The 21569-nt window shown below is 69.5% G+C and carries 21 protein-coding genes; 8 read left to right on the top strand and 13 right to left on the bottom strand.

Annotated elements, in window-relative coordinates; genetic code table 11:
* The first annotated feature begins 89 nt into the window (after positions 1-89).
* Positions 90-809: a hypothetical protein gene (locus tag AC2D80_RS08860; protein WP_484632601.1), complete on the top strand. Its 720-nt coding sequence runs from the start codon at positions 90-92 to the stop codon at positions 807-809.
* A gap of 5 nt (positions 810-814) precedes the next feature.
* Positions 815-2425, top strand: a complete 1611-nt coding sequence (locus AC2D80_RS08855) for an ORC-CDC6 family AAA ATPase (RefSeq protein ID WP_484632600.1) — start codon at positions 815-817, stop codon at positions 2423-2425.
* A gap of 82 nt (positions 2426-2507) precedes the next feature.
* On the opposite strand, the gene AC2D80_RS08850 is transcribed toward AC2D80_RS08855, so the two are convergent.
* The 4 genes from AC2D80_RS08850 to AC2D80_RS08835 form a co-directional block, all read right to left on the bottom strand.
* Positions 2508-4343 carry a glutamine--tRNA ligase/YqeY domain fusion protein gene (locus AC2D80_RS08850; RefSeq protein ID WP_484632599.1) on the bottom strand — a complete coding sequence of 612 codons (1836 nt, stop codon included), beginning with the start codon at positions 4341-4343 and terminating at the stop codon, positions 2508-2510.
* A 92-nt stretch (positions 4344-4435) separates the two neighbouring features.
* Positions 4436-4789 (bottom strand): hypothetical protein, encoded by a 354-nt coding sequence (locus AC2D80_RS08845; protein WP_484632598.1) that lies wholly within the window; start codon positions 4787-4789, stop codon positions 4436-4438.
* Between the two features lie 31 nt (positions 4790-4820).
* A complete protein-coding gene (locus AC2D80_RS08840) occupies positions 4821-5525 on the bottom strand; it encodes an RNA polymerase sigma factor (protein ID WP_484632597.1) in 705 nt (234 codons plus the stop codon).
* A complete protein-coding gene (locus tag AC2D80_RS08835) occupies positions 5522-6028 on the bottom strand; it encodes a DUF3106 domain-containing protein (RefSeq protein WP_484632596.1) in 507 nt (168 codons plus the stop codon). The genes AC2D80_RS08840 and AC2D80_RS08835 overlap by 4 nt, the downstream gene beginning before the upstream one ends.
* Before the next feature lie 290 nt (positions 6029-6318).
* Between AC2D80_RS08835 and AC2D80_RS08830 the strand changes: the two genes are divergently transcribed.
* Positions 6319-6699 (top strand): hypothetical protein, encoded by a 381-nt coding sequence (locus tag AC2D80_RS08830; RefSeq protein ID WP_484632595.1) that lies wholly within the window; start codon positions 6319-6321, stop codon positions 6697-6699.
* Positions 6700-6743: 44 nt separating this feature from the next.
* Here the strand turns inward: AC2D80_RS08830 and AC2D80_RS08825 are convergent, their stop codons facing one another.
* The 4 genes from AC2D80_RS08825 to AC2D80_RS08810 all read right to left on the bottom strand — a co-directional run bounded on the left by AC2D80_RS08825 (position 6744) and on the right by AC2D80_RS08810 (position 11862).
* Entirely contained in the window at positions 6744-8609 is a 1866-nt protein-coding gene (locus AC2D80_RS08825) for a monovalent cation:proton antiporter-2 (CPA2) family protein (protein WP_484632594.1), read from the bottom strand.
* A complete protein-coding gene (gene kefF / locus AC2D80_RS08820) occupies positions 8606-9184 on the bottom strand; it encodes a glutathione-regulated potassium-efflux system oxidoreductase KefF (RefSeq protein ID WP_484632593.1) in 579 nt (192 codons plus the stop codon). Before kefF ends, AC2D80_RS08825 begins: the two co-directional genes overlap by 4 nt.
* Positions 9185-9357: 173 nt before the next feature.
* Positions 9358-11034 carry a choice-of-anchor I family protein gene (locus tag AC2D80_RS08815; protein WP_484632592.1) on the bottom strand — a complete coding sequence of 559 codons (1677 nt, stop codon included), beginning with the start codon at positions 11032-11034 and terminating at the stop codon, positions 9358-9360.
* Positions 11035-11211: 177 nt separating this feature from the next.
* Positions 11212-11862 carry a DUF924 family protein gene (locus AC2D80_RS08810; protein WP_484632591.1) on the bottom strand — a complete coding sequence of 217 codons (651 nt, stop codon included), beginning with the start codon at positions 11860-11862 and terminating at the stop codon, positions 11212-11214.
* Between the two features lie 106 nt (positions 11863-11968).
* Here AC2D80_RS08810 and AC2D80_RS08805 point away from each other — a divergent pair, with 106 nt between their 5' ends.
* Positions 11969-12331 carry a hypothetical protein gene (locus AC2D80_RS08805; RefSeq protein WP_484632590.1) on the top strand — a complete coding sequence of 121 codons (363 nt, stop codon included), beginning with the start codon at positions 11969-11971 and terminating at the stop codon, positions 12329-12331.
* Positions 12332-12408: 77 nt separating this feature from the next.
* Here the strand turns inward: AC2D80_RS08805 and AC2D80_RS08800 are convergent, their stop codons facing one another.
* The 4 genes from AC2D80_RS08800 to AC2D80_RS08785 all read right to left on the bottom strand — a co-directional run bounded on the left by AC2D80_RS08800 (position 12409) and on the right by AC2D80_RS08785 (position 15154).
* The gene (locus AC2D80_RS08800; RefSeq protein ID WP_484632589.1) at positions 12409-13218 is read right to left on the bottom strand and encodes a LytR/AlgR family response regulator transcription factor; all 810 of its coding nucleotides are present in this window, start codon (positions 13216-13218) and stop codon (positions 12409-12411) included.
* Positions 13215-14285, bottom strand: a complete 1071-nt coding sequence (locus AC2D80_RS08795) for a sensor histidine kinase (RefSeq protein WP_484632588.1) — start codon at positions 14283-14285, stop codon at positions 13215-13217. The genes AC2D80_RS08800 and AC2D80_RS08795 overlap by 4 nt, the downstream gene beginning before the upstream one ends.
* A gap of 94 nt (positions 14286-14379) precedes the next feature.
* Positions 14380-14694, bottom strand: coding sequence for a 2TM domain-containing protein (locus tag AC2D80_RS08790; protein WP_484632587.1), 315 nt, complete (start codon positions 14692-14694; stop codon positions 14380-14382).
* 46 nt (positions 14695-14740) lie between these two features.
* Positions 14741-15154 (bottom strand): DUF2306 domain-containing protein, encoded by a 414-nt coding sequence (locus AC2D80_RS08785; RefSeq protein WP_484632586.1) that lies wholly within the window; start codon positions 15152-15154, stop codon positions 14741-14743.
* Between the two features lie 229 nt (positions 15155-15383).
* Here AC2D80_RS08785 and AC2D80_RS08780 point away from each other — a divergent pair, with 229 nt between their 5' ends.
* From AC2D80_RS08780 to AC2D80_RS08765, 4 genes are read left to right on the top strand one after another with little or no spacing between them, the layout of a single operon-like run.
* Positions 15384-16703 (top strand): efflux RND transporter periplasmic adaptor subunit, encoded by a 1320-nt coding sequence (locus tag AC2D80_RS08780; RefSeq protein ID WP_484632585.1) that lies wholly within the window; start codon positions 15384-15386, stop codon positions 16701-16703.
* Positions 16704-16713: 10 nt separating this feature from the next.
* Positions 16714-17430, top strand: a complete 717-nt coding sequence (locus AC2D80_RS08775; protein WP_484632584.1) for an ABC transporter ATP-binding protein — start codon at positions 16714-16716, stop codon at positions 17428-17430.
* The gene (locus AC2D80_RS08770; RefSeq protein WP_484632583.1) at positions 17427-18656 is read left to right on the top strand and encodes an ABC transporter permease; all 1230 of its coding nucleotides are present in this window, start codon (positions 17427-17429) and stop codon (positions 18654-18656) included. Before AC2D80_RS08775 ends, AC2D80_RS08770 begins: the two co-directional genes overlap by 4 nt.
* A gap of 49 nt (positions 18657-18705) precedes the next feature.
* Entirely contained in the window at positions 18706-19536 is an 831-nt protein-coding gene (locus AC2D80_RS08765; RefSeq protein WP_484632582.1) for an undecaprenyl-diphosphate phosphatase, read from the top strand.
* A gap of 40 nt (positions 19537-19576) precedes the next feature.
* On the opposite strand, the gene AC2D80_RS08760 is transcribed toward AC2D80_RS08765, so the two are convergent.
* Positions 19577-21514: a PAS domain S-box protein gene (locus AC2D80_RS08760; protein ID WP_484632581.1), complete on the bottom strand. Its 1938-nt coding sequence runs from the start codon at positions 21512-21514 to the stop codon at positions 19577-19579.
* Positions 21515-21569: the final 55 nt, after the last annotated feature.

Below are 21569 nucleotides of genomic sequence, written 5' to 3'. Positions count from 1 at the left end.
GCAGTCGACAAGGCTTGTCCCAGTTGCAGTTGCGGAGAGTAATGGTCTGATTGCGGTGTTTTCCTTTTATAGTGTTTTTTGGAGTTACTGTGAATTTGATAAACTACTATGGCGATTTGGTAGGGCGACAAGGTGCAATTGTTGCGGGATTGAATTCGAATCCGAAGTCTCTTGAAGCCTTTACTGCTGCTCATAACTATCTGACGGATTACGAGTCGCTGAGGGTGGCAATAGATGACCGTCCCGAGAAGGAGGTTGCTGATGTGGCCTTGAAGGAGTATCAGTTTTCCCTTTTGGCCCTTGCTTCAGGACAGTACAGGTATGCGTTTGGTGGGCTTAGACTATTTTTTGAGTTGATGCTTTCTGTGGTTAGATTTTCTGCTCATGAAATAGATCTCAGAATGTGGTTGCGTGACTCAAAAGATATAAATTGGGATTCTCTGAAGAATTTGGATTCGGGTGTTTTTTCGGTGAATTTCGTGCGAGCCTTTAATCCGGCATTTGCTGAATTTGGAAGGCAATTTTCTGCGATATCTGAGTCGGTTTATCGAGAGTGCTCGGAGTACGTTCACGGTAACGCAGGGACTCATGATCTGTTACCCAGTGAGATCGCTTTCGATGAGAGCGCTCATTTGGCTTGGTGTGATAAATCTGCGGTAATGCGGCAGGCGATTGTTTTTGCATTTGCTGCGCGCTACCTCAACTATGTGAATCCAGAAGGGATGAGGAGAATGGAGTCTGTTATTGTTGACGTGGTTGGGTATCTGTCGCCAGTTCAGTTGGTATACGGAAAATCTTGTGAGGCTTGAAGAAAATGGCAGATTTTTTCTTTCGAACAGAGGACATTCGGCCGGATGAAGTTTTGACCTACTTTGTGGAGACTACTAAAGATAGGCAAATTGTTGATGAGTTAAAAGGCAGAAATCCTGTAATTCTGGTCGGTAGTCGTGGCGTAGGGAAGTCCTTTCTTTTGCGTGTTGCTCAAAAGGAGTTGATGGACTCTTTGGGAGTGGATCGTGTTTTTCCCGTCTATATCAGCTTCGTGCGAAGCTCGTTGCTTCAATCTTCCGATCCAGACCAATTTAAAAATTGGATGCTTGCGCGCATCTGTTCGTCAGTAATCAGAGGTCTGGAGAAGGCGGGTCTTCTGGGTAGTCTTCCCAAGAGTATTGGCCTACTGGTTGGAGCTGGGACTACTTCACTAGGTGGCCAGACCAAAGTCGAAGAAATTGCTGAAGCTTATGAGGCTTCTTGGAAGTCGCCGCAGGTTGACGTCAATTCAACGGGTCTGCCTACTATGGACGACTTTAAGGATGCATTGGAGGATCTTGCCGATACTCTAAATATTTCGCGATTCGCTTTGTTTTTTGATGAAGCGGCTCATATATTCTTGCCCGAACAGCAACGGCAGTTTTTCACATTGTTTAGGGATTTGCGATCCCATTGCATTACCTGCAATGCGGCGGTATACCCTGGAGTGACGGCTTTTGGCGAGACGTTCCAGCCGGTTCACGATGCCACTATGCTGACAGTTGATCGTGACGTTCTTTCTCCCGACTATGTCGAGAATATGAGGGAGATTGTTCAGAAGCAGGCTGATAGTGCACTGCTAGTTCAAATCGCTCAGAATGGAAAGAATTTTTCAATACTTGCGTACGCTTCTACTGGTAATCCTCGATTGTTGCTCAAGACAATCGCTCGATGCCCGAAGATAAATTCGCAGCAGGTAAACGAAACTATTCGGGATTTTTACCGTACTGAGATATGGTCGGAGCATTCAACGCTCTCTGAAAAGTATAGTGGTCACAAGTCGCTCATTGATTGGGGGCGTGAATTCATTGAGAGTCAAGTTCTTCCGGAGCTAAGGCTGAAGAATGAGCAATATTTGAGTTCGGATAAGGCTACCACAGCATTTTTCTGGATTCACAGGGATGCTCCTGAGGCTATAAAAGAGGCGCTGAGAGTTCTTGCTTATACAGGTGTGGTGGTTGAGCATGCAGTGGGAATTAAGGCTAGTCGGGCGGAAATTGGTCAGCGTTACCTAGTTAATCTTGGTTGTCTTTTTGCACTTGAGGTTACGCCGACGAGTACAGCATTTGAAATATCAAAGGAACTGACGCCTAAACGTATGACAGAATATGGCGCAAATCACTCAGCCTTCAAGAGATTGACGGATCAGGCTGCCATGAGTGCAAATCACAGCATAGCCCTAGCACTGACGGCTCAGCTTGACAGACCTGCCTCGGTTTTGGACTTGACCCCGTGGCAGTTGGAGAAGTTAGGTGAGCTAAAGCTGCTGACTGTGCGCGATGTGTTGAATGCTTCTGAAGAGAAGCTAAAGGAGGCAAATTACGTAGGAGATGTGCGAGCAAGGCGAATGCGAAATGCGGCGGTGGGCGCTGTTCTAGAGTATTTGTCTGGCTAGGATTCTAAAGACTAAATTGTTCTGGTATAAAAAAACCGGCAATCCTAGATGGAGGCCGGTTTTTTTTGAGATGGTCTATTTACTATTTCCCCCAACTATCCTTCAACCCCGTCACCCTGTTGAACACCACTTTCCCGCCCACGCCATGGTCCGTGCGGTCGGCCACAAAGTAGCCGTGGCGCTCAAACTGGAATTTCTGGTCCGGCTTTGCGGCGGCCAGTGACGGTTCCACGACCGCCGTCACCACCTTCAGGCTGTCGGGGTTCAGCGCGTCCAGGAAGTTCTTGCCGCCGGCGTCGGGGTGGGGATCGTTAAAGAGGCGGTCGTAGAGGCGGACTTCGGCGCTCACGCCGTCGGCGGCGCCGACCCAGGTGATGGCGGCTTTGGCCTTGACGCTGTCGGCGCCGGGGGTGCCGCTCTTGGTGCCGGGGATGACCTTGGCGTGGACTTCGGTCACGCGGCCGGTGGCGTCTTTGGCGCAGCCGGTGCATTCGATGACGTAGCCGCCTTTGAGGCGCACCACATTGCCCGGGAACAGTCGCTTGTAGCCTTTGGGCGGCACTTCTTCAAAGTCTTCGCGTTCGATCCACACGTCCTTGCCGATCTTGAACACTCGGTCGGGCGGCGCTGCTTGTCCTTCGGCGATCGCGCTGTGGGGCAGGGCGGGCTGGGTGCAGTCTTCGGTGTAGCCGTCGGAGCCGAAGACCTCGGCCCAGTTGGTGAGCACGAGCTTGACCGGGTCGAGCACGGCCATGCCGCGGTGGGCTTTGTTTTCGAGGTCTTCGCGCAGGCAGCCTTCGAGCACGCTGTAGTCGATCCAGCTGTCGCTTTTGCTCACGCCGATGCGCTCGGCAAACAGCTGGATGGCTTCGGGGGTGTAGCCGCGGCGGCGCAGGCCGACGATGGTGGGCATGCGGGGGTCGTCCCAGCCGCTGACCTTGCCTTCGTTCACCAGCTGGGCGAGCTTGCGTTTGCTGGTGATCACATACGTGAGGTTGAGGCGGGCGAATTCGTACTGGCGCGGGGGCGGGGCGCTGATGAGGCCGCCTTCGGTGAGGCGCTCCATGAGCCAGTCGTAGAAGGGGCGCTGGTCTTCGAATTCGAGGGTGCAGATGCTGTGGGTGATCTGTTCGAGCGCGTCTTCGATGGGGTGGGCGAAGGTGTACATCGGGTAGATGCACCAGGTGTCGCCGGTGTTGTGGTGGGTGGCGCGGCGGATGCGGTAGAGGGCCGGGTCGCGCAGGTTGATGTTGGGCGAGGCCATGTCGATCTTGGCGCGCAACACGGCGGCGCCGTCGGGCAGCTCGCCGGCGCGCATCTGGCGGAAGCGGGCGAGGTTGTCGGCGGGGGTGCGGGTGCGGAAGGGGCTGTCGACGCCGGGTTTGCCGAAGTCGCCGCGGTTGGCGCGCATCTGCTCGGCGCTTTGTTCGTCCACGTAGGCGTGGCCGGCCTCGATGAGGTACTCGGCGGCGCGGTACATGAAGTCGAAGTAGTTGCTGGCGTAGTAGAGGTGGGTCTGGGGCTGGCCGTGAAAGTGGCTGTCCCAGGAGAAGCCGAGCCAACGCACGGCGTCAAGGATGGCGTCGACGTATTCCTGTTCTTCTTTTTCGGGGTTGGTGTCGTCGAAGCGCATGTGGCACACGCCACCGTAGTCGCGGGCGAGGCCGAAGTTCAGGCAGATGCTCTTGGCGTGGCCGACGTGGAGGTAGCCGTTGGGCTCGGGGGGGAAGCGGGTGCGGATCTTGGCGGGGTCGGGCTGGCCGGCGGCGTGGTGGGCGGCGTCGCCGGGGCTGCCGGCCCAGCGGCGGGCGGCGTGGGTGCCTTGGGCCAGGTCGGTCTCGATGATCTGGCGCAGGAAGTTGGAGGCTTTGGCCTCGCCCTCGGCGGGGGCGGCGGCGTGGGGGGTGGGGGCGTTCATGCCGGGATTCTAGGGACGCCACGGTCCCCGCGCTGCCGGCGCTGGCGTCCGGGCCGCGGCGCGCCGGCCGGCCGCGGCGTTGCGCCCCGCGCTCAGATTTCGCCGAGGGTGATCAGCATGAGCAGGTCGGGCTGGGCGAGTTCGTCGAGGGCGGCGTCGGCCCGGTGTTGCCACACGGCGCCCAGCGCGAGGGCGAGGGCCAGCGCGCCGATGGCGAGGCGGGCGCGCCAGGGCCGGCGCGGCGCGGTGGGCGCGCCGCCGGCGGGCGCCGTCTGCCAGGCGAGTTCGGCGGCGTGGCGCTGGGCCCACTGGGCCATCACGCGGTCTTGCAGCGCCTCGCTGGGCGGGGCGGCGTCGGGGCGGTGAAGGCTGTCGCGCAGGGCGCGGCGCAGGGGGGCGTCGGCGGGGTCGGCGGCGGTGGGGCGCGGGTCGTGGGGCGTGGTCATGGCGGGCCTCGGCGGATCAGAGATCGGCGGGTCAGAGCTCGGCGGGTGACAGGGCGGCGCGCAGGCTGCGCTTGGCGCGGTGGAGCAGCTGGTGGGCGGCGTTGGCGTCGATGTCGAGCGCGCGGCCGATGGCGGCGGCGTCGGCGTCGGCGTAGGCCCAAAGGGCGAGGGCAAGGCGCTGGCGCGCGGGCAGGCGGCCGAGGGCGGCGTGCAGCGCGGTGTGCAGGCTGGCGGTGTCGAGCCGGTCGGCGGCGTGGGCGTCGGGCCCGGCGGGCTGGGCGCCGTCCTGCAGGGCGGTGAGCTCGTCGGGCGCCACGGCCAGCTCGCGCTGGCGGGCCAGCTGGCTGCGGCAGCGGTTGAGGACGATGGTGTGGAAGTAGGTGCCGATCTGGGCGGAGGTCTGGTCGGCCGGGGTGGCGCTCCACAGGCGCAGGAAGCTTTCCTGCACGGTGTCTTCCGCGTCTTCGTGGCGGCCCAGCACCTGCCGCGCCAGCGCCAGGGCCGGGGGCGTGAGGCGGGCGACGAGGGCGCGGGCGCTGGCCGGGTCGCCGCCGGTGGCGGCGCGCCACAGGGCCCAGCCTTCGGCGGTGTCGGCCGCGGTGTCGCCGCCCGTGCCGGCGGTGCGGGCGCCCAGCGCCCGGCGGGCACGGTCGATCAGGCCGGCCACGGCCCACAGCAGGCCGGCGGCGCCGGGCGCGGGCCGGGCCGCGGGCGGAAGGAGCAGGGTGGCGTTCATCGCAGCGGCAGTTTCTCGCGCAGGGCGGCGCGTTCTTCGGGGGTCATTTTCTCCAGCAGCTCGCGGCGCTGGCGCAGCAGTTCGCGCCGTTCGGCGGGGCTCATGGCCTGCACCTGCTCGCGCCGCTGGGCGGCGAGGGCCTGGCGCTGCTCGGGCGTGAGCCGCTCCCAGCGGGCGCGGGCGTCGCCGATGAGGGCCTGGCGCTGGTCCGGCGGCAGGGTTTCGAGGCGCTCGCGCAGGGCGCGGCGGAAGGCCTGGCGGTCTTCGGGGCTGGCGTTTTTCAGCTGTCGATGGATCGCGTCGCGGCGCTCGGCCTGCTCGGCGGGGGTGAGGCGCTGCCAGGCCTGGGGGTCGGGAACGGCGGGCACGACCGGCGGCGGGCCGGCCTGGGCGGCGGCGGCGCCGGCCAGGCCAAGCAGCGCGGCGCCGAGCAGCGCCCGCACGCCGGCAAAGCCGCGGCCAGGGCGGCCGGGGCGGGCGGGTGGGAGGACGGGCTGGGGCATGGCGGGGGTGAAAGGGTCGGGAAGGATCGGCGAGGGTCGGGAAAGATCGGCAAGGGGGCGCCCGAAAAGGCGCTGGACCATGCTGAAACCCGGCGCGCGCCGATCTCTTACGCGGCGGGCGGCAAACCCGGCCGCGGCGCCGGGGTTTGGGGTGGCGGCGCGTAAGCCGGTGGCGCTGGCGGCGGTTTCAGCGTTAACCCCGCCACGGACCGGCCAGCGCGCCGACCCTCCGGGCGGGGCGGCGGCGGGATGGGCCCGCCGCTGGACACACCCCTTCTGGAGGATTCGCCATGGCTTCGTCTTCGTTCACCGCGCCCCGCGCCACCGCCGCCCGCCTGGGCCTGAGCCTGTTGCTGGCCCTCGGCGCCGCCGCCGCCCACGCCGAAGGCGGCGCCGGCTGGGCCGACGCGCAGGCCGACCGCGTGGACGCGCGGCAGGACCGTCAGGCCGACCGCATCCGCGACGGCGTGGCCTCGGGCGAACTCACCCGCCGAGAAACGGCCCACCTGGTTCACCAGCAGCGCCACATCAACCGCCTGGAGCGCCGCACCGAGGCCGACGGCCACGTGACCCGCCGCGAGGCCGTGCGTGTGGAACAAGCGCAAGACCGCGCCAGCCGCCGCATCGCCCACGCCAAGCACGACGGGCAGGTGCGGCCCCGCGCTCGCTGAGGCGGCGCAGCGGGCGCCACCCCGTCCCGGCCCGCTGGGGCTCCTCAGCGCGTGGCCGGGGTGTCGGCCGTGAGGGGCGGTTCGGCCTCGCCGCCCGCGTCCGGCTGCCAGCCGGCGCCGCCCGGGCGGGCGCGCTGGCGGCGCAGGTCTTCCTGCATCTGGCGCTCGAACTGCTCGCGCGCCTGCCGCACGCGGCGGATCAGGTCGTCGTCGTTGGCCTGGATCGGCCCGGCCTGGCGCAGGAAGCCTTCTGAATAGCGGCGGAAGTCGTCGGCCATCTGCCGCGCGTGGAAGGGGTCGACGTCGAGCGCCTCCAGCGTGGCGCGGCCGCTGCGCAGCGAGCTTTCAAAGAGCTCGCGCTGCACGTGGTGCACGCCGGCGTCGAGGAGCAGGGTGCGGGCGTGCACCGCGTCGCGCGCCCGCGCGACCACGCGCGCCTGCGGCCACCGCTCGCGCACCGTGTGCACCACCCGGTCGGCCTGCGCCGGGTCGTCGATGGCCACCACCACCACCCGCGCCTGCGCCGCGCCGGCCGCGGTCAGCAGGTCGGGCTGGGTGGCGTCGCCGAAATACACCTCGAAGCCGAAGCGCCGCGCGCTGTCCACCGTGTCGGCGTCGTGGTCGATGACGGTGGGCTTGATGCCGGCGGCCAGCAGCAGGCGGGCCACGATCTGCCCGTAGCGGCCGAAGCCGGCCAGCAGCACGGGGCTGTGCGCGTCTTCGCCGATGGCGTCGGCCGCGCGCGCGCTGGCGCGGTCGGCGCGGCACCAGCGGTCAAACAGCAGCAGCAGGACCGGCGTGGTCGCCATCGACAGCGCGGCGATCAGCGTGAGCAGGTCGGCGTCGGCCGCGGGCATGGCACCGCTGGTGCGCGCCGCCGCCAGCACCACAAACGCAAACTCCCCCACCTGCGACAGCACGATCGCCAGCAGCAGCCGCGGCTGGCCGCGCAGGCCCAGCGGGCGGCCCAGCAGCCACAGCCCCAGCGCCTTGAGCGCGACCACCGCCAGCAGCCCCCCGACCACGCTCAGCGGCGCGCTGGCCAGCAGGCCGAGCTGCATGCTCATGCCCACCGCGATGAAGAACAGGCCCAGCAGCAGCCCCTTGAAGGGCAGCAGGTCGTTCTCCAGCGCGTGGCGGTAGGGCGAACTGGCCAGCAGCACGCCGGCGATGAACGCGCCCAGCCCCATCGACAGGCCGACCGCGTGCATCAGCGCGGCCACGCCCAGCACCAGCAGCAGCGCCAGCGCGGTGAACAGCTCGCGCACCGGCAGCCGCGCCACGAAGCGCATGGCGGGGTAGGCCACATACCGCCCGGCCAGCACCACGCCGGCCACCGCGCCCACCTGCAGCCACCACGGGCTGGCCGGTGCGGTGTCGCCGCCAGCGCCGGCCGCCCCCGCCGCGCCCGCCACGCCCAGCGCGGCGGCCAGCCCCAGCAGCGGAATGGCGGCGATGTCCTGGAACAGCAGCATCGAGAAGCCGTGGCGCCCCTCGGGCAGGGCCATCAGGTGGCGCTCCTGCAGGATGTTGACGGCGATCGCCGTGCTCGACAGCGCCAGCGCGAGCGCGCCGATCAGCGTGGCCTGCCAGCTCCAGCCCAGCAGCAGGCCCAGCGGCGCCAGCAGCGCCGCGCACAGCAGCATCTGCGCCGTGCCGCCGCCAAACACCGCGGCGCGCATCGCCCACAGGCGCTGCGGCTCCAGCTCCAGGCCGATCACAAAGAGCATCAGCACCACGCCGAGCTCGGACGTGTGGAGGATCGCCGCCGGGTCCGACACCAGCCCCAGCCCGACCGGGCCGATCGCCACGCCGGCCGCCAGATAGCCCAGCACCGAGCCCAGCCCCAGCCGCACCGCCAGCGGCACGACCAGCAGCGCCACCGCGAGAAAAAGGATGGCCTGGTTCATGCCGCGGCCTCCTCGGCGCCGAGTCCCAGCGCGGCCTGGTGGCCGCGGGCGAGCCCGGCCAGCGCCGCGCAGCGCGCGCGCAGCGTGTCGTCGTCTTGGGCGTGTCCGCCGTGGGCCACGAACGGCGGCAGCCAGTGCATGCCGCAGAAGCGTGCCACGTGTTCCACCGGCGCCACGAATTCGGCAAACGGCCGGCCGTGGGCGCCGCCGGGCTGGTAGGCGCCGGGTGTGCCGCCGGCGCTGGCCACCCACCACGCGGTCTTGCCCGCCAGCGCGCGCGCGGGCGCGCCGCCGGCGCCGTGGCCGTAGGCCCAGCCGTGGGCCAGCACGGTGTCAAACCAGTGTTTCAGCAGCCCCGGCACGCTGTACCAGTAGACCGGCGCGAGCCAGACGATCAGCCGCGCCTCAGCGAGGGCGTCTTGCTCGGCGGCGACGTCGATGTCGAAGTCGGGGTAGCGGTCGTAGAGCGGGTGCCAGCGCGCGCCGGGCAGCGCGGCGAGCGTGCGGCCGAGGGCGGCGGTCACGCGTGAGTCGCGCGGGCGCGGGTGGGCGTGGAGGATGAGGGTGTGGGCCATGCCGCAGCGTAGCGCAGGCGGGCCTTGGGCCTTTTCGCTCCGCAACGCATCTCGCAAAAACAGGGTGAACAGGCCCAAGAACTGGTGGGCCGGGTACCGGGGCGACGCCCGGACCCGGCCCGATGCCGGCCGGCGCCGCTACCCGGCCCGGCCGTGGCGCGGTGTGAGCCCGGTCAGAAGCTCAGGTTGATTTGCAGCACCGCCGTGGTGCCGCTGGTTTCGTTGCCCACGATCAGCAGCGGGCGGCCGTTGGGCGAGGCGCTGGCCGGAATGAAGGCCAGGCCTTCGGGGCCGCGGTCGCTGGTGTTGTCCAGCACGCCGCTGACGCGCGGGTTGAAGTAGGTCACGAAGGTCGGCGCGGCCGGGTTGGTCACGTCGTACACCATGATGCCGCCCACGCGCTCCAGGCCGATGAAGGCGAAGGTCTTGGCGCCGAAGCTGGCGACCACCACGCCCTCGGGCTCCGGGCCTTTGCTGGGGCTGCGGCTGTCGAGCGTGTCGTTGTCGTTGCTGGCGTTGAAATTCGCGTTGGGCAGGGCGGTGGTGCGGCGCTCGAAGTCGTCGCCCGAGTCGTACACCCGGGCCAGCGTGTCGGCGCGCCAGACGCTGAAGGAGCGGGCGCCGTAGCTGTAGAGCTCGGTGCACAGGCCGGCGCCGTTCTTGCCGGTGAGGTTGCCGTTGGGCGCGGTGGTCACGCGCAGGCGGCCGAGGTTGCTGTCGAGCACCTGGTTGGCCGCGTCGGTGAACACGGTCGGGTCCAGGCCCAGCGGGCAGTGGGCGCGCACGCGCACCTCCTCGTTGAAGCCCGGCCAGTCGGCGCGGGCGTCGCCCTCGTTGGCGGTGATCAGGTAGGTCTGGCCGCCCACGGCGTAGCTGGCGATGGCGTCGGGCAGGTACAGGCCTTTGACCGGCACCGTCTGGATGCGCACGGCGGGCGTGCCGGTGTTGGTGTTCAGGCCGCCGTCTTCGTCGCTCACGTCCATGCCCATGCCGGCGAGGCTGTGGTCCTTGGTGCCGAGGGAGCGGATGGCGGTGACGCTGGCGTTGGCGATGTCCACCGTGGCCACGGCGTTGTTCTCCTGCAGCACCACATAGGCGGTGCGGCTGTCGGCGCTGACGGTGATGTATTCGGGCTCGAGGTCTTGCGACACGCTCGCGCCCGGGCCGTAGATGCGCACGCCCGCGGCCTGCAGCACGGCCTGCTGGCCGTCGTAGGCGGCGAAGCCGGCGGTGCGCACGGTGCGGGTGAGGCTGGTGGCGGTGGGGCTGAGGCCGCTGACCGCGATCACGCTGACCGAACCGACCGGGTCGGTCGCCAGGGAGGGCGTGGTGTAGCTGCTGGGCTCGCCCTCGTTGGCCACCAGCAGGTGGCTGCCGTCGGGCGTGAAGGTGAGCATGTCGGGCAGCGCGCCCACGGTGTCGGTGTGCAGCACGGCCAGGTCGCTGGCGCGCACCCAGGCCACCAGGCCGGGGTCGGTCTTCGGGGCGGCTTCCACCGCCAGCGCGACGATGCCGTTGTACACGGCCACGCTGTTGACTGCGCCGAGGTTGGCGCCCAGGCTGGCGGCGGTGATGGTTGTGATGAACACGGGGCTGGCCGGGTTGGCCAGGCTCAGCACGTCGACCGAGGCGTTGGCGCCGTTGACCACGAAGAGCCGGCGGCTGATCGGGTCGTAGGCGGGGATCTCGGCGGAGGAGGTGCCGCCGGCGTGGGCATAGCCGCCGATCTTGGCGAGGGTCAGGCCGGTGGGCGTGGTGGCGGCGGGTGCGGCGGGCGCCGCGGCGTCGCCACCGCCGCCGCAGGCGGCGAGCAGGGTCAGGGACGTGAGCAGGGTGAGGGCGAGGCGCATGGGGGGTGGGGTATGTGAAACAACCCCCGGGTTGTCGCCGGTCGCCGTGACGCCGCGATGGCGGGCGCGTGACGGCGGCGTGACAGGCCGTCCGGTCGCCGCTCAACCGCCCGTCCGCCGCCCCTCAGCGGTACCTCAGCCGCCGGTCAGCCGCAGACAGCCGCCGCCGACCGGCCCTCACTGCCCGAACCGCGGCCCGTCGCGCAGGAAATCCGCCTCCGCAGGCGTGTCCGGTCGACCCAGCACCGCGTTGCGGTGGGGGAAGCGGCCGAAGCGGGCCACGATGTCGTGGTGCAGCCGGGCGAAGCGGGCGTGGTCGGCCAGCGCGTCGGGCGGTGCCGGCGGCGGCGCCTCGGTCGCCAGCGCCTCGAAGGCCTGCACGCCCAGCGCCTGCAGCCCCAGGTCCTCGGCGTGCATCAGCGGCATCAGGAGAAAGACGCGCCCCACCGGCGGGAGGCGGCGGTCGTCGCCGGCGGCCAGCGCCGCCCGGGTTTCGGCCTGTGCCGCGGCGTCGCCGGCGAAGGCGCGGGCGGTGCGGCGGAACAGGTTGCGGGGCAACTGGTCCAGCAGCAGCACCCGGGCCAGCCGCCCGGCCGGCGTGGCGGACCAGTCGGTGAGGCCGCCCGCCAGGGCCGCCTCCACCGCGGCGCCGAAGTCGGCCCGCAGGGCGTTGTCCAGGGCGGGCGTGCTGTTGAACCAGAGGTCGCGCCGCGGGACGCTGGGCCAGCCGAGCCGCAGGCCGTCGCCGAACCAGGTGTCGAGCAGGGTCCGGGCGGTGGGGTGGAGCGCCGAGGGCGCCGGGTCGGGAGGCAGCAGCGGGTGGGCCATGGTTTACGCCTGGATACGAATTTGACGCGGCGTGTGCGGCGCTGGACCCTGGATTGTTCTGTAATCGCGCCATCGACGTCCGGTTGGGCGTTTCAAGGAGCTGTTCATGTTTTCGTCCTTCCACCTCGCCCGCCACGGCCGCCTCGCGCTGGTGGCAGCGCTGGCCGCTGGCGCCGCGGGCCTGGCCCAGGCCCGCGACAACATCTATTGGTCGATCGGCGTGCATTCGCCCGGGGTGAGCGTGGGCGTGGCCAACGCGGCGCCGGTCGTGAGTTACCCGCGCTATGCCTATCCCAGCTACGGCTACCCGGTCTACGGCGCGCAGCCGGTGGTCGTGGTGCCGCGCCCGGTGGTGGTGCATCCGGCGCCGGTGTACTACGTGGGCCAGCCGCAGTACGTCTACAAGGAGCGCAAGCACCACCGCAAGTGGCGCAAGCACCACCGCCACGACCACGACTGGGACGACTGACCGTTTCCGACGTCCGGTTTCTTCAGGGACTTTGTCGAGGCCGCCTTCGGGCGGCTTTTTTTCGGCCGGCGCGGGCCTCAGAGCGCCCGGAACAGGTGCTCATGGAGCCGGCTCACCGCCAGCCGCTCGGCGCGGTCGCGCAACGCCAGGCTGAGCTTGCCGTTTTCCTGGCGCGTGACCGAGGCGATGGCCGAGGCGCGTACCGCGGTGCCGCGGTGGATTTGCCAGAAGGTGGTGGGGTCCAGGCGTGGCAGCAGGTCCTTGAGCGGCGTGCGCACCAGCCACTCGCCCTCGTGGGTGACGACCCGCACGTACTTGTCCGCCGCTTCCAGGTAGACCACGCTGTCCACCGGCACCAGGTGGGTGGTGGCGCCCACGCTGGCCGTGAGGAAGCGCAGCGGCGGTTCGGGCGAGGCGCCCGTGCCGCGGGCAGCCGGGTTCTCCAGCAGCCCGCGCAGCTGGGCGACGGCGGCGTCGAGCGACGCGGTGGGCGGCACGTCGCGCAGCGCCAGCAGCGCCTGCAGCCGCTGCACCGTGCGCGCCAGCCGCTCGGGCTGCACCGGCTTGAGCAGGTAGTCGACCGCCTGCGCTTCAAAGGCTTGCACCGCGTACTGGTCGTACGCGGTGACGAACACGATCGCCGGAAACGGCGTGTCGCCCGGCCAGTCGTCGGCCAGCTCGGCCGCCGCGTCCAGCCCGGTCTGGCCGGGCATGCGGATGTCGAGAAACAGCACCTGCGGCCGTCGGGCCAGCGCCTGGGTGACCGCCGCCGCGCCGTGGCCCACGACGGCAACGATCTCCAGCGCCGGCCAGGCCCGCGCCAGCTCGGCCTGCAGCGCGGCGGCCAGCAGCGGTTCGTCCTCGGCGATCAGGGCGGTGGCTTTCATGGCTGGAGGGGCAGGGTGAGGGTGATGCGTGTGCCTTGTCCGGCCGCGCTGGCCCAGTCGACACGGCCGCGCTCGCCAAAGGCGGTCTGCAGGCGCTCGCGCACCTGGCTGAGGCCAAACCCGGCGGGCGGCGGGCCGTCGCAGCCCAGCCCGGTGTCTTCCACGCGCAGGTGCAGCACATCACCTTCCGCCCACGCGCTGACCACGATCTCGCCGCCGTCCACGCTGGGCTCCAGGCCGTGGCGCAGGGCGTTTTCCACCAGCGGCTGCAGCAGCAGCGGCGGGACCGGATGCGGGGCGAGCGCGGGCGGCAGCTCCAGCCGCGCGCGCAGCCGCGGGCCCATGCGCACCGCCATGAGTTCAAGGTAGTCGCGCAGCCGCTGAAACTCCAGCGCCAGCGTGTGGGGCGTCTGGTCGTCGCTGCGCGAGGCGCGCAGCGTGGCGCGCAGGTAGTCGTTGAGCCGGTCCACCATGGCCACCGCCCGGTCGGGCTCGCGCGGGATCAGCGCCCGCAGGTTGGCCAGTGTGTTGAACAGCATGTGCGGCTCCAGCTGGCTTTCCAGCAGCTTCAGGCGGGTTTCGGTGGCCAGCCGCTCCAGCGCCTGCGCCTTCTCCCGGTGGTAAAAGAAAAACAGGAAGCCCGCGCTGATGCCCACCGACCACAGCAGGAAGGCCCAGAAGCGCTGGGGCGAACTCAGCAACAGGGCCCAGGTCGAGCGCCCGCTGTAGGCGTCGCCCACCGCGGCACCGGCCGCGTAGCCCACCCCCACGGCCAGGGCGAGGTAGGCCACCGAGCGGCCGTTGAAGGTCCAGTAATACGGGCCGTCGGCGCGCAGCCAGCCGCGCAGCGCGATGCGCACCGGGTCGGTCAGCGCCCAGATGCAGGTGCTGATGGCGTAGCTGTAGACGAGCGAGGCGCCCAGGCCGTGTGCCGTGGGGCTCAGCAGGTACTGCAGCCCGGCGATCACCGCAGCCACCCCCCACACGATCAGCGCCCGGCGCTGCACGCCGGCGCGGCTGTCGGCGGGCAGCCAGCTCAGCCACGTCGGACCCGTCGAATGCGTCATGGGCGAACCACCGAATGGAGGAGAGCGAGGAAGGACGAACGATTCTGGCACGCCGCTGCCGGCGGGCTGCGGCGGCTCACCGGCGCTGGCGCCCTCACCGCTCGCGCAGCCGGCGGCGTTCGGCCTCGAGCAGGCGCTGGAACAGGCCGTCGCCCGCCGGGGCCAGTGCCACGACCGCCCCGTGGGCCAACAGGCCGATTACCCAGCCGCCGGTGGGCAGACCGAGCCAGCCCGCGCGGTGACCGGCGAGCCACAAGCCGGCGTTGACGAGCGCAAACACGGCGGCGTGGGCCAGCCAGCCCAGGTGCAGGCCGGCGCGGCGCCGGGCCTGCCGCTCCAGCGCGGGTGGCAGGGCCGCCTCGATCGGGGCGGGACGGGCGGGGCGGGGTGTGGGGTGATCAAACGACATGGCGATGGCTCGAAACAGGTGGACAGGGGCGAGCGGTGGACACGGATCAGGCCAGCCCGAGCCACTGGCCCCAGACCAGTTGACCGAGCAGCCGCTGGGGCATCAGCGTGAAGCCCCCGGCGATCAGGCAGGCGCTCACGTAGAGGGACACCATGGTGTAGCGGTGGGTGGTGAACTCGCCGCGAGCCAGCGCCAGAAAAGCCACGACCAGGCTGCCCAGCACCACGGGAATCAGCAGGTGGATGGGGCTGAAGCCGGCGAGGTTGGGCAGGTTGCTGCTGCGGATGAACAGGGCGGAGACCGCGGTGGCCAGCATGAGCGTGACCCAGGCGTAGCCGGCGGCGCGGTGCAAGCGGGTGCGGGCGGCGCCACGGCGGCGGGCCCAGAGCGCCACGGGGCCGACGATGACGGCGCCCAGGGCGGCGGCGGTGTGGATGGCGATGACGGGGGTGAAGCTCATGGCGGGTCTCCGGGTGGGGCGTGGCCGCACTGTGATGCGCCGCCCGGGCGCAGGCCAGGCCCGTGCGACGGATCGGCGCCCACGCGCCGCGAAACGCGGCCCGGACGGCGCGAAACGCGCCGGTCCGGTGGCCGCTTCACCGGCCAGACACCGCCCCCTCGCCGGCCGGATACCGGCCCGATACCCCGGCGCCACGAAGGCGACACCCCCCGTTCCTACAATCCGCGCCATGACGACAACACGATGGGCGCTGCTGGTGGCGGTGCTGGCCGCGGCGGCAGCGGGCGGCTGGTGGTTCAGCCAGCGCGAGGCGGGCGCTGCCGCGGCGCTGCGCACCGGCACGATCGAACGCGGCAAGCTGCAGGCCACGGTGTCGGCCACGGGCGCGGTCAACCCGGTCAAGCAGGTGTCGGTGGGCAGCCAGATTTCGGGCCAGGTGCGTGAGGTCTATGTGGACTTCAACAGCGAGGTCAAGGCCGGTCAGCTGATCGCCGAGATCGACGCCCAGACCTTTGAATACCGGTTGCGCTCGGCCTCGGCCGATCTGGACGCGGCCCAGGCCGCGGTGGCGATCGCGCAGGCCAACGCCGCCTCGGCGCGGGCCAATGTGTCGCGCGCGCAGACCGAGCTGGCCGAGGCCCGCCGGGCGCACGAGCGCAACCTCAGCCTGGTGGCGCAGGGATTCATCGCCCAGAGCGAGGCCGACCGCACCCGCGCGGCCCTGGCCGCATCCGAAGAAGGCCTCAAGGCGGTGCAGGCGCTGCAGGGCGTGAGCGAGGCGCAGATCCGCAGCGCGCAGGCCAACGTCAAGCAGCGCGAGGCGGCGGTGGCGCAGGCGCGGGTCGATCTCTCGCGCACCCGCATCACGTCCCCGGTGGACGGCATCGTCATCAAGCGCACCATCGAGCGCGGCCAGACCGTGGCGGCCAGCCTGCAGGCGCCGGAACTGTTTGTGATTGCCCAGAATCTGTCGGACATGCAGGTGGACGCCAGCATCGACGAGGCCGACGTCGGCCGCATCCGGCCCGGCCAGAAGGTGAGCTTCACCGTGGACGCGTTCCCCGGCCGCAGCTTCGACGGCGAGGTCAAGCAGGTGCGCAAGGCGGCGACCAACGTGTCGAACGTCGTCACCTACGTGGCGGTGGTGAGCTTCGCCAACACCAACAGCCGCCTGCTGCCGGGCATGACGGCCAATGTGCGCATCGTCACCGAGTCGCGCGACAACGTGCTGAAGGTGCCGAACGCGGCCCTGCGCGTGCGCCTGCCCGACGCCAGCGAGCCCGGCGCCATGCCTGTGGCCGGCGCTGCGCGGGGCAGCGCACCGCGCGGGTCGCGGCTGTACGTGCTGGACGACCAGGACCAGCCGCTGGCGGTGGCCGTGACGCCGGGCGTGAGCGACGGCAGCTTCACCGAGGTCACGCCGAAGCCCGACGCCCCGGGCGCGGACCGCGTGGTCGAAGGGGCCCGCATCGTGACCGGCGCGCCGTCCGCCGGGCCATCGGCCGCCGCCCGCGCGCGCGCCGGCGCGGCCCCGCGCCTGCCGTTTTGAGGGAGCCGCCGTGGCGCTGATCGAGGTCCGCGACCTGCACAAGACCTACGGCAGCGGCGACTCGGCCGTGCGGGCGCTCGACGGCGTGACGCTGGACATCGAGGCTGGCTCGTTTGTGGCGATCATGGGCGCCTCGGGCTCGGGCAAGAGCACGCTGCTCAACGTGCTGGGTTGCCTCGACCGGCCCGACACCGGGCAGTACCGGCTCGCCGGCGAAGCCGTGGACTCGCTGGCGCCGGATGCGCTGGCGCAGGTGCGCAACCGCCGGCTGGGCTTTGTGTTCCAGCAGTTCAACCTGCTGCCGCGCACCAGCGCGCTGGAAAACGTGGAGCTGCCGCTGGTGTACGCCGGCGTGGCCGCTCCTGAGCGCCGCGAGCGGGCCGCCGAGGCCCTGACCCGTGTGGGGTTGGCGGACCGCGCCCACCACACGCCGGCCCAGCTCTCCGGGGGCCAGCAGCAGCGCGTGGCCATCGCGCGGGCGCTGGTCAACCGGCCTTCCCTGATCCTGGCCGACGAGCCCACGGGCGCGCTCGACACCCGCACCAGCGAGGACATCATGCGGCTGCTGGCCGAACTCAACGCGCAGGGCATCACCATCGTGATGGTCACCCACGAGAACGACATCGCCGATTGGGCGCAGCGCCGGCTGGTGTTCCGCGACGGACGCCTGACGGAAGACCGCGCGCAGACGCCGCGGCGGCCGGTGGTCGCGGAGGCCGGCGCGTGAACACGCTCACCGCCATCCGCAGCGCGTGGCGCGGGCTCAAGGCCAACGCGCTGCGCTCGGCGCTCACCATGCTGGGCATCATCATCGGCGTGGCCGCGGTGATCACCATGATTGCGGTGGGCAGCGGCGCGACCCAGCGCGTGCAGGAGCAGATGAAGTCGCTCGGCTCCAACGTGATGCTGGTGATGCCGGGCAGCCTGTCGTCGGCCGGGGTGCGTCAGGGCGCGCAGACGCGCAGCCGCTTCACCGAGGAGGACGCCGAGGCCATCGCGCTGGAGATTCCCGAGGTGCAGGCGACCGCGCCCGGCTCGCGCACCATGGCGCAGGCCGTGGCCCAGAACGCCAACTGGAACACCGCGATTTTTGGCACCACCAACGACTTCCTGGAGGTGCGCGAGTGGTCGCTGGCCAGCGGACGGCTGTTCGAGCCGGCCGAGCAGAGCGGCTCGGCCAAGGTGGTGTGGCTGGGGCAGACCGTGGCCCGGGAACTGTTCGGCGACCAGGACCCGATCGATCAGGTCATCCGGGTGCGTGGCGTGCCGTTCAAGGTGATCGGCGTGCTGGCGCGCAAGGGGCAGAATGCGTCTGGCCAGGACCAGGACGACATCGTCATCATGCCGATGTCCACCTTCCGCAACCGCATCTGGAACGCGGGCGGCAACGTGCGGCGCATCTGGAGCATCCACGTCAAGGTGCGCGAGGGCCAGGACATGAAGGCGGTCGAACAGAGCGTCAAAGACCTGTTGCGTCAGCGCCTGCGCGTGTCCGACGACGGCGACGACACCTTCTCGGTGAACAACCTGTCGGAGATCCTGCAGGCGCAGGAAGCGGCCAGCCGGGCGATGACGCTGCTGCTGGCGGCAGTGGCCGGCGTGAGCCTGTTGGTGGGTGGCATCGGGATCATGAACATCATGCTGGTCAGCGTGACCGAGCGCACCCGCGAGATCGGGCTGCGCATGGCGGTGGGGGCCCGCGGCCGCGACATCCGGGCGCAGTTCCTCATCGAGGCCGTCACGCTCAGCCTGATCGGTGGGGCGATCGGCATCGCCTTGGGCGCTGGCGCCACGGCCGCCATGGCGTTTTTCTCGGGCTGGCAGGTGTACATGAGCGCCAACGCGGTGCTGCTGGCCGCCGGTTTTGCGGCGCTGGTCGGCGTGTTCTTTGGCTGGTACCCGGCGCAACGCGCGGCCGGGCTGCTGCCGATCCAGGCCTTGCGCCACGAATAAGCCGCCCGCGGGCGGGTACGATCCGGCGTCCGCACCAACCAGTCATCCCATGGATCTCCTGCTGTTGCTCAAGGCCGCCGTGATGGGCGTGGTCGAGGGCCTGACCGAATTCCTGCCGGTGTCCTCCACCGGCCACCTCATCCTCGCCGCCGCCCTGCTCAACCTCTCGGGCGAGAAGATCAAGGTCTTCGAGGTCGTGATCCAGACCGGCGCGATCATGGCCATCATCTCCTTCTACCTGGAGAAGCTGTGGTCCACGCTGGTCGGCCTGCCGCGCGAGCGGGTGGCGCAGCGCTTCGCCACGAACGTGCTGATCGGCTTCTTTCCGGCGGCCTTTCTGGGTTTCCTGTTCATCGGCGTGATCAAGGGCGTGCTGTTCAACCCGATCGTGGTGGCCACGAGCTTCATCGTCGGCGGCCTCGTGATCCTGTGGGCCGAGGCGCTGCAAAAGCGCGGCATCCCGCCCCGCATCGACAGCGTGGACGACATGCGCTGGACCGACGCGCTGAAGGTCGGCCTGGTGCAGTGCATCGCGCTGATCCCCGGCGTGAGCCGCTCCGGGGCCACGATCATCGGCGCGATGCTGCTGGGCTTCAGCCGGCGGGCGGCCACCGAATACAGCTTCTTCCTCGCCATCCCGGTGCTGGTGGGCGCGGCGGTGTACGACCTCTACAAGCACCGCCATCTGCTGGAGGTCGCCGACATCCCCTTCTTCGCGGTGGGCCTGATCACCGCCTGGCTGTCGGCCTGGGTGTGCGTGCGCTGGCTGCTGCGTTTCGTCAGCACCCACACGTTTGTGCCGTTCGCCTGGTACCGCATCGTGTTTGGCGGGCTGATCCTGCTGACCGCCGGCCTGGGCTGGATCGACTGGACGCCCTGACCGGGGACCCATCGCCGGGTCGCCGCCGGCCCGTGGCCTGTCAGCCGGCGGGTTGCAGGGTGAAACGGAAGGTCGCGCCCTGCCCGGGGGCGGCCTCGGCGTGGATCTCGCCACCGTGGCGCTGCACGATGCGGCGCACCGTGGCCAGGCCGATACCCAGCCCGGCGAACTCGCCCGGGCGGTGCAGCCGCTGGAAGGGCTGAAACAGCTTGGCCGCGCGGGTCATGTCAAAGCCCGCGCCGTCGTCGCTCACCACGAATTCCCGCCGTCCGCCGTTTTCGCGCTGGCCCACGCGGATGTGGGCCTCGTCGCGCTGGGCGGTGTACTTCCACGCGTTGTGCAGCAGGTTCTGCAGCAGGGCCTCGACCAGGGCCGGATCGGCCAGCGCCGTCAGCCCCGGCTGCACGCTCCACGCCACCCGCCGCTGGGGCTCGGCCGCGGCCAGCTCGCGCAGCAGGCGCGTGGCCACCGCGCTCAGGTCCACGGGTTCGCGGGCGACATCGCCGTGGGAAAACTGGGAGAGGTGCAGGAGGCCATCGATCAGGGCGCCCATCTTGCTGCTGGCGTCCATGATGCGCTGCAGGTGCGCGTCGCTGGCCGCGTCCAGCCCCGGGTTGTCTTCGCGCAGGGCGGCCGCGAAGCCATTGATGATGCGCAGCGGGGAGCGCAGGTCGTGGGCCACGGCGTAGGAGTAGCTTTCGAGCTCGGCGTAGGCGTCGCGCAGCGCTTGCGTGCGCTCGGCGATGCGCTGCTCCAGCGAGGCGTTGAGCTGCCGGATCTGGAGTTCGCCCTGCTTGCGGGCGGTGATGTCGTGGGTCACGCCGATGGCGCGCAACGCGTGGCCGCGGGCGTCGCGCTCGAACTCGGCGCGCACCGACACCCAGCGCATCTCGCCGCCGATGTTCATGCGGTAGTCGATGTTGTAGGGCGTGTTGCGCTTGATCGAATCGATCCAGGCCGCCTCGACCCGGGCGCGGTCGTCGGGGTGGGTGAGGGCGGTCATCTCGTCGGCACTCATGTCGTCCCTGGGCAAGCCCAGCACGCGGTGCGAGCCCGACAGGGTCATGAAGCGCAGCGCCTTGAGATCGGCTTGCCAGCTGGAGAGGCCGGCGAGCTGGTGCGCCTGGTTGAGCAGGCGTTCGGTGTCGAGCAGGCGCTGTTCGGTGGTCTTGCGGGCGCTGATGTCCTGCACCACCGCGATCAGGTAGTCCGGCGCGCCGGCCGCGTCGCGGATCAGCGCCACCGTCACCTGCACCCACACGGTATGGCCGGCCTTGTGCAGGTAGCGCTTCTCCATCGCGTAGTGGTCGATCTCGCCGGCCAGCGCGCGGCGCAGCTGGTCTTCGTCGAGTGGCAGGTCATCCGGGTGGGTGAAGTCGCGGTAGGTCAGGCCGCCCATCAGCTCGTCCGGCGTGTGGCCGATGATGGCGGCGTAGGCTCGGTTGACGCGGATCCAGCGTCCGTCGAGCTGGGTGTGGGCCATGCCGGCGCCGCTGTGTTCGAAGGTGTCGAGCAGCTGGCGGTCGCTGCGCTGAATGCGCGCTTGCGCCAGGCGCAGGCTGCGGTGCTGCCGCTGCAGCAGCGCAATGGCGCCCACGACCACCAGCTGCGTGATCACGTGCCACAGGTTCAGCCACAGGGCCGCGACCGGGTTGTTGATGGCGGGCGCAAAGAACGGCTGCACCAGCAGGAAGTTGACGATGATCACGCCGAGGAACGTGCTCAGCACGCCGGCCCGGAAGCCGCCGTACAGCGCCGACAGCGCAGCGGCCAGACCGAGGGTGATGAAGCGCCCGCCGGTGGTGGGCGGTGCGATCAGCACGCGCAGCCACACGGCCAGCAGCGTCAGGCCCACGGCCACCAACAGCCGCACCCAGAGCGGGTGGCGCACCGGGTCCCAGCGCAGCAGCAGCTCGCCCAGCCGGGTCAGGGCCTGGCGCCAGGGAAGGCGTGATCGGGCGGAGGCTGAGTCGGACATGGGTGATGCGGCAGCATACTCCCCCACCCCCGGGTCCCGGGTGTGCCCGGGACCG

The organism is Hydrogenophaga sp. T66, from assembly GCF_057219855.1.
Note: the sequence above shows the minus strand (reverse complement) of the source record. Positions and strands in the feature narration are given on the sequence as shown.

Excerpts from the sequence above, each read along its gene's own strand:
- AC2D80_RS08785 (WP_484632586.1), bottom strand. The coding sequence starts at position 15,154 with ATGAGCTTCACCCCCGTCATCGCCATCCACACCGCCGCCGCCCTGGGC.
- AC2D80_RS08825 (WP_484632594.1), bottom strand. The coding sequence starts at position 8,609 with ATGAACCAGGCCATCCTTTTTCTCGCGGTGGCGCTGCTGGTCGTGCCG.
- AC2D80_RS08855 (WP_484632600.1), top strand. The coding sequence starts at position 815 with ATGGCAGATTTTTTCTTTCGAACAGAGGACATTCGGCCGGATGAAGTT.
- AC2D80_RS08780 (WP_484632585.1), top strand. The coding sequence starts at position 15,384 with ATGACGACAACACGATGGGCGCTGCTGGTGGCGGTGCTGGCCGCGGCG.
- AC2D80_RS08790 (WP_484632587.1), bottom strand. The coding sequence starts at position 14,694 with ATGTCGTTTGATCACCCCACACCCCGCCCCGCCCGTCCCGCCCCGATC.
- AC2D80_RS08800 (WP_484632589.1), bottom strand. The coding sequence starts at position 13,218 with ATGAAAGCCACCGCCCTGATCGCCGAGGACGAACCGCTGCTGGCCGCC.
- AC2D80_RS08795 (WP_484632588.1), bottom strand. The coding sequence starts at position 14,285 with ATGACGCATTCGACGGGTCCGACGTGGCTGAGCTGGCTGCCCGCCGAC.
- AC2D80_RS08850 (WP_484632599.1), bottom strand. The coding sequence starts at position 4,343 with ATGAACGCCCCCACCCCCCACGCCGCCGCCCCCGCCGAGGGCGAGGCC.
- AC2D80_RS08845 (WP_484632598.1), bottom strand. The coding sequence starts at position 4,789 with ATGACCACGCCCCACGACCCGCGCCCCACCGCCGCCGACCCCGCCGAC.
- AC2D80_RS08765 (WP_484632582.1), top strand. The coding sequence starts at position 18,706 with ATGGATCTCCTGCTGTTGCTCAAGGCCGCCGTGATGGGCGTGGTCGAG.
- AC2D80_RS08760 (WP_484632581.1), bottom strand. The coding sequence starts at position 21,514 with ATGTCCGACTCAGCCTCCGCCCGATCACGCCTTCCCTGGCGCCAGGCC.
- AC2D80_RS08810 (WP_484632591.1), bottom strand. The coding sequence starts at position 11,862 with ATGGCCCACCCGCTGCTGCCTCCCGACCCGGCGCCCTCGGCGCTCCAC.
- AC2D80_RS08840 (WP_484632597.1), bottom strand. The coding sequence starts at position 5,525 with ATGAACGCCACCCTGCTCCTTCCGCCCGCGGCCCGGCCCGCGCCCGGC.
- AC2D80_RS08805 (WP_484632590.1), top strand. The coding sequence starts at position 11,969 with ATGTTTTCGTCCTTCCACCTCGCCCGCCACGGCCGCCTCGCGCTGGTG.
- AC2D80_RS08830 (WP_484632595.1), top strand. The coding sequence starts at position 6,319 with ATGGCTTCGTCTTCGTTCACCGCGCCCCGCGCCACCGCCGCCCGCCTG.
- AC2D80_RS08815 (WP_484632592.1), bottom strand. The coding sequence starts at position 11,034 with ATGCGCCTCGCCCTCACCCTGCTCACGTCCCTGACCCTGCTCGCCGCC.
- AC2D80_RS08835 (WP_484632596.1), bottom strand. The coding sequence starts at position 6,028 with ATGCCCCAGCCCGTCCTCCCACCCGCCCGCCCCGGCCGCCCTGGCCGC.
- kefF (WP_484632593.1), bottom strand. The coding sequence starts at position 9,184 with ATGGCCCACACCCTCATCCTCCACGCCCACCCGCGCCCGCGCGACTCA.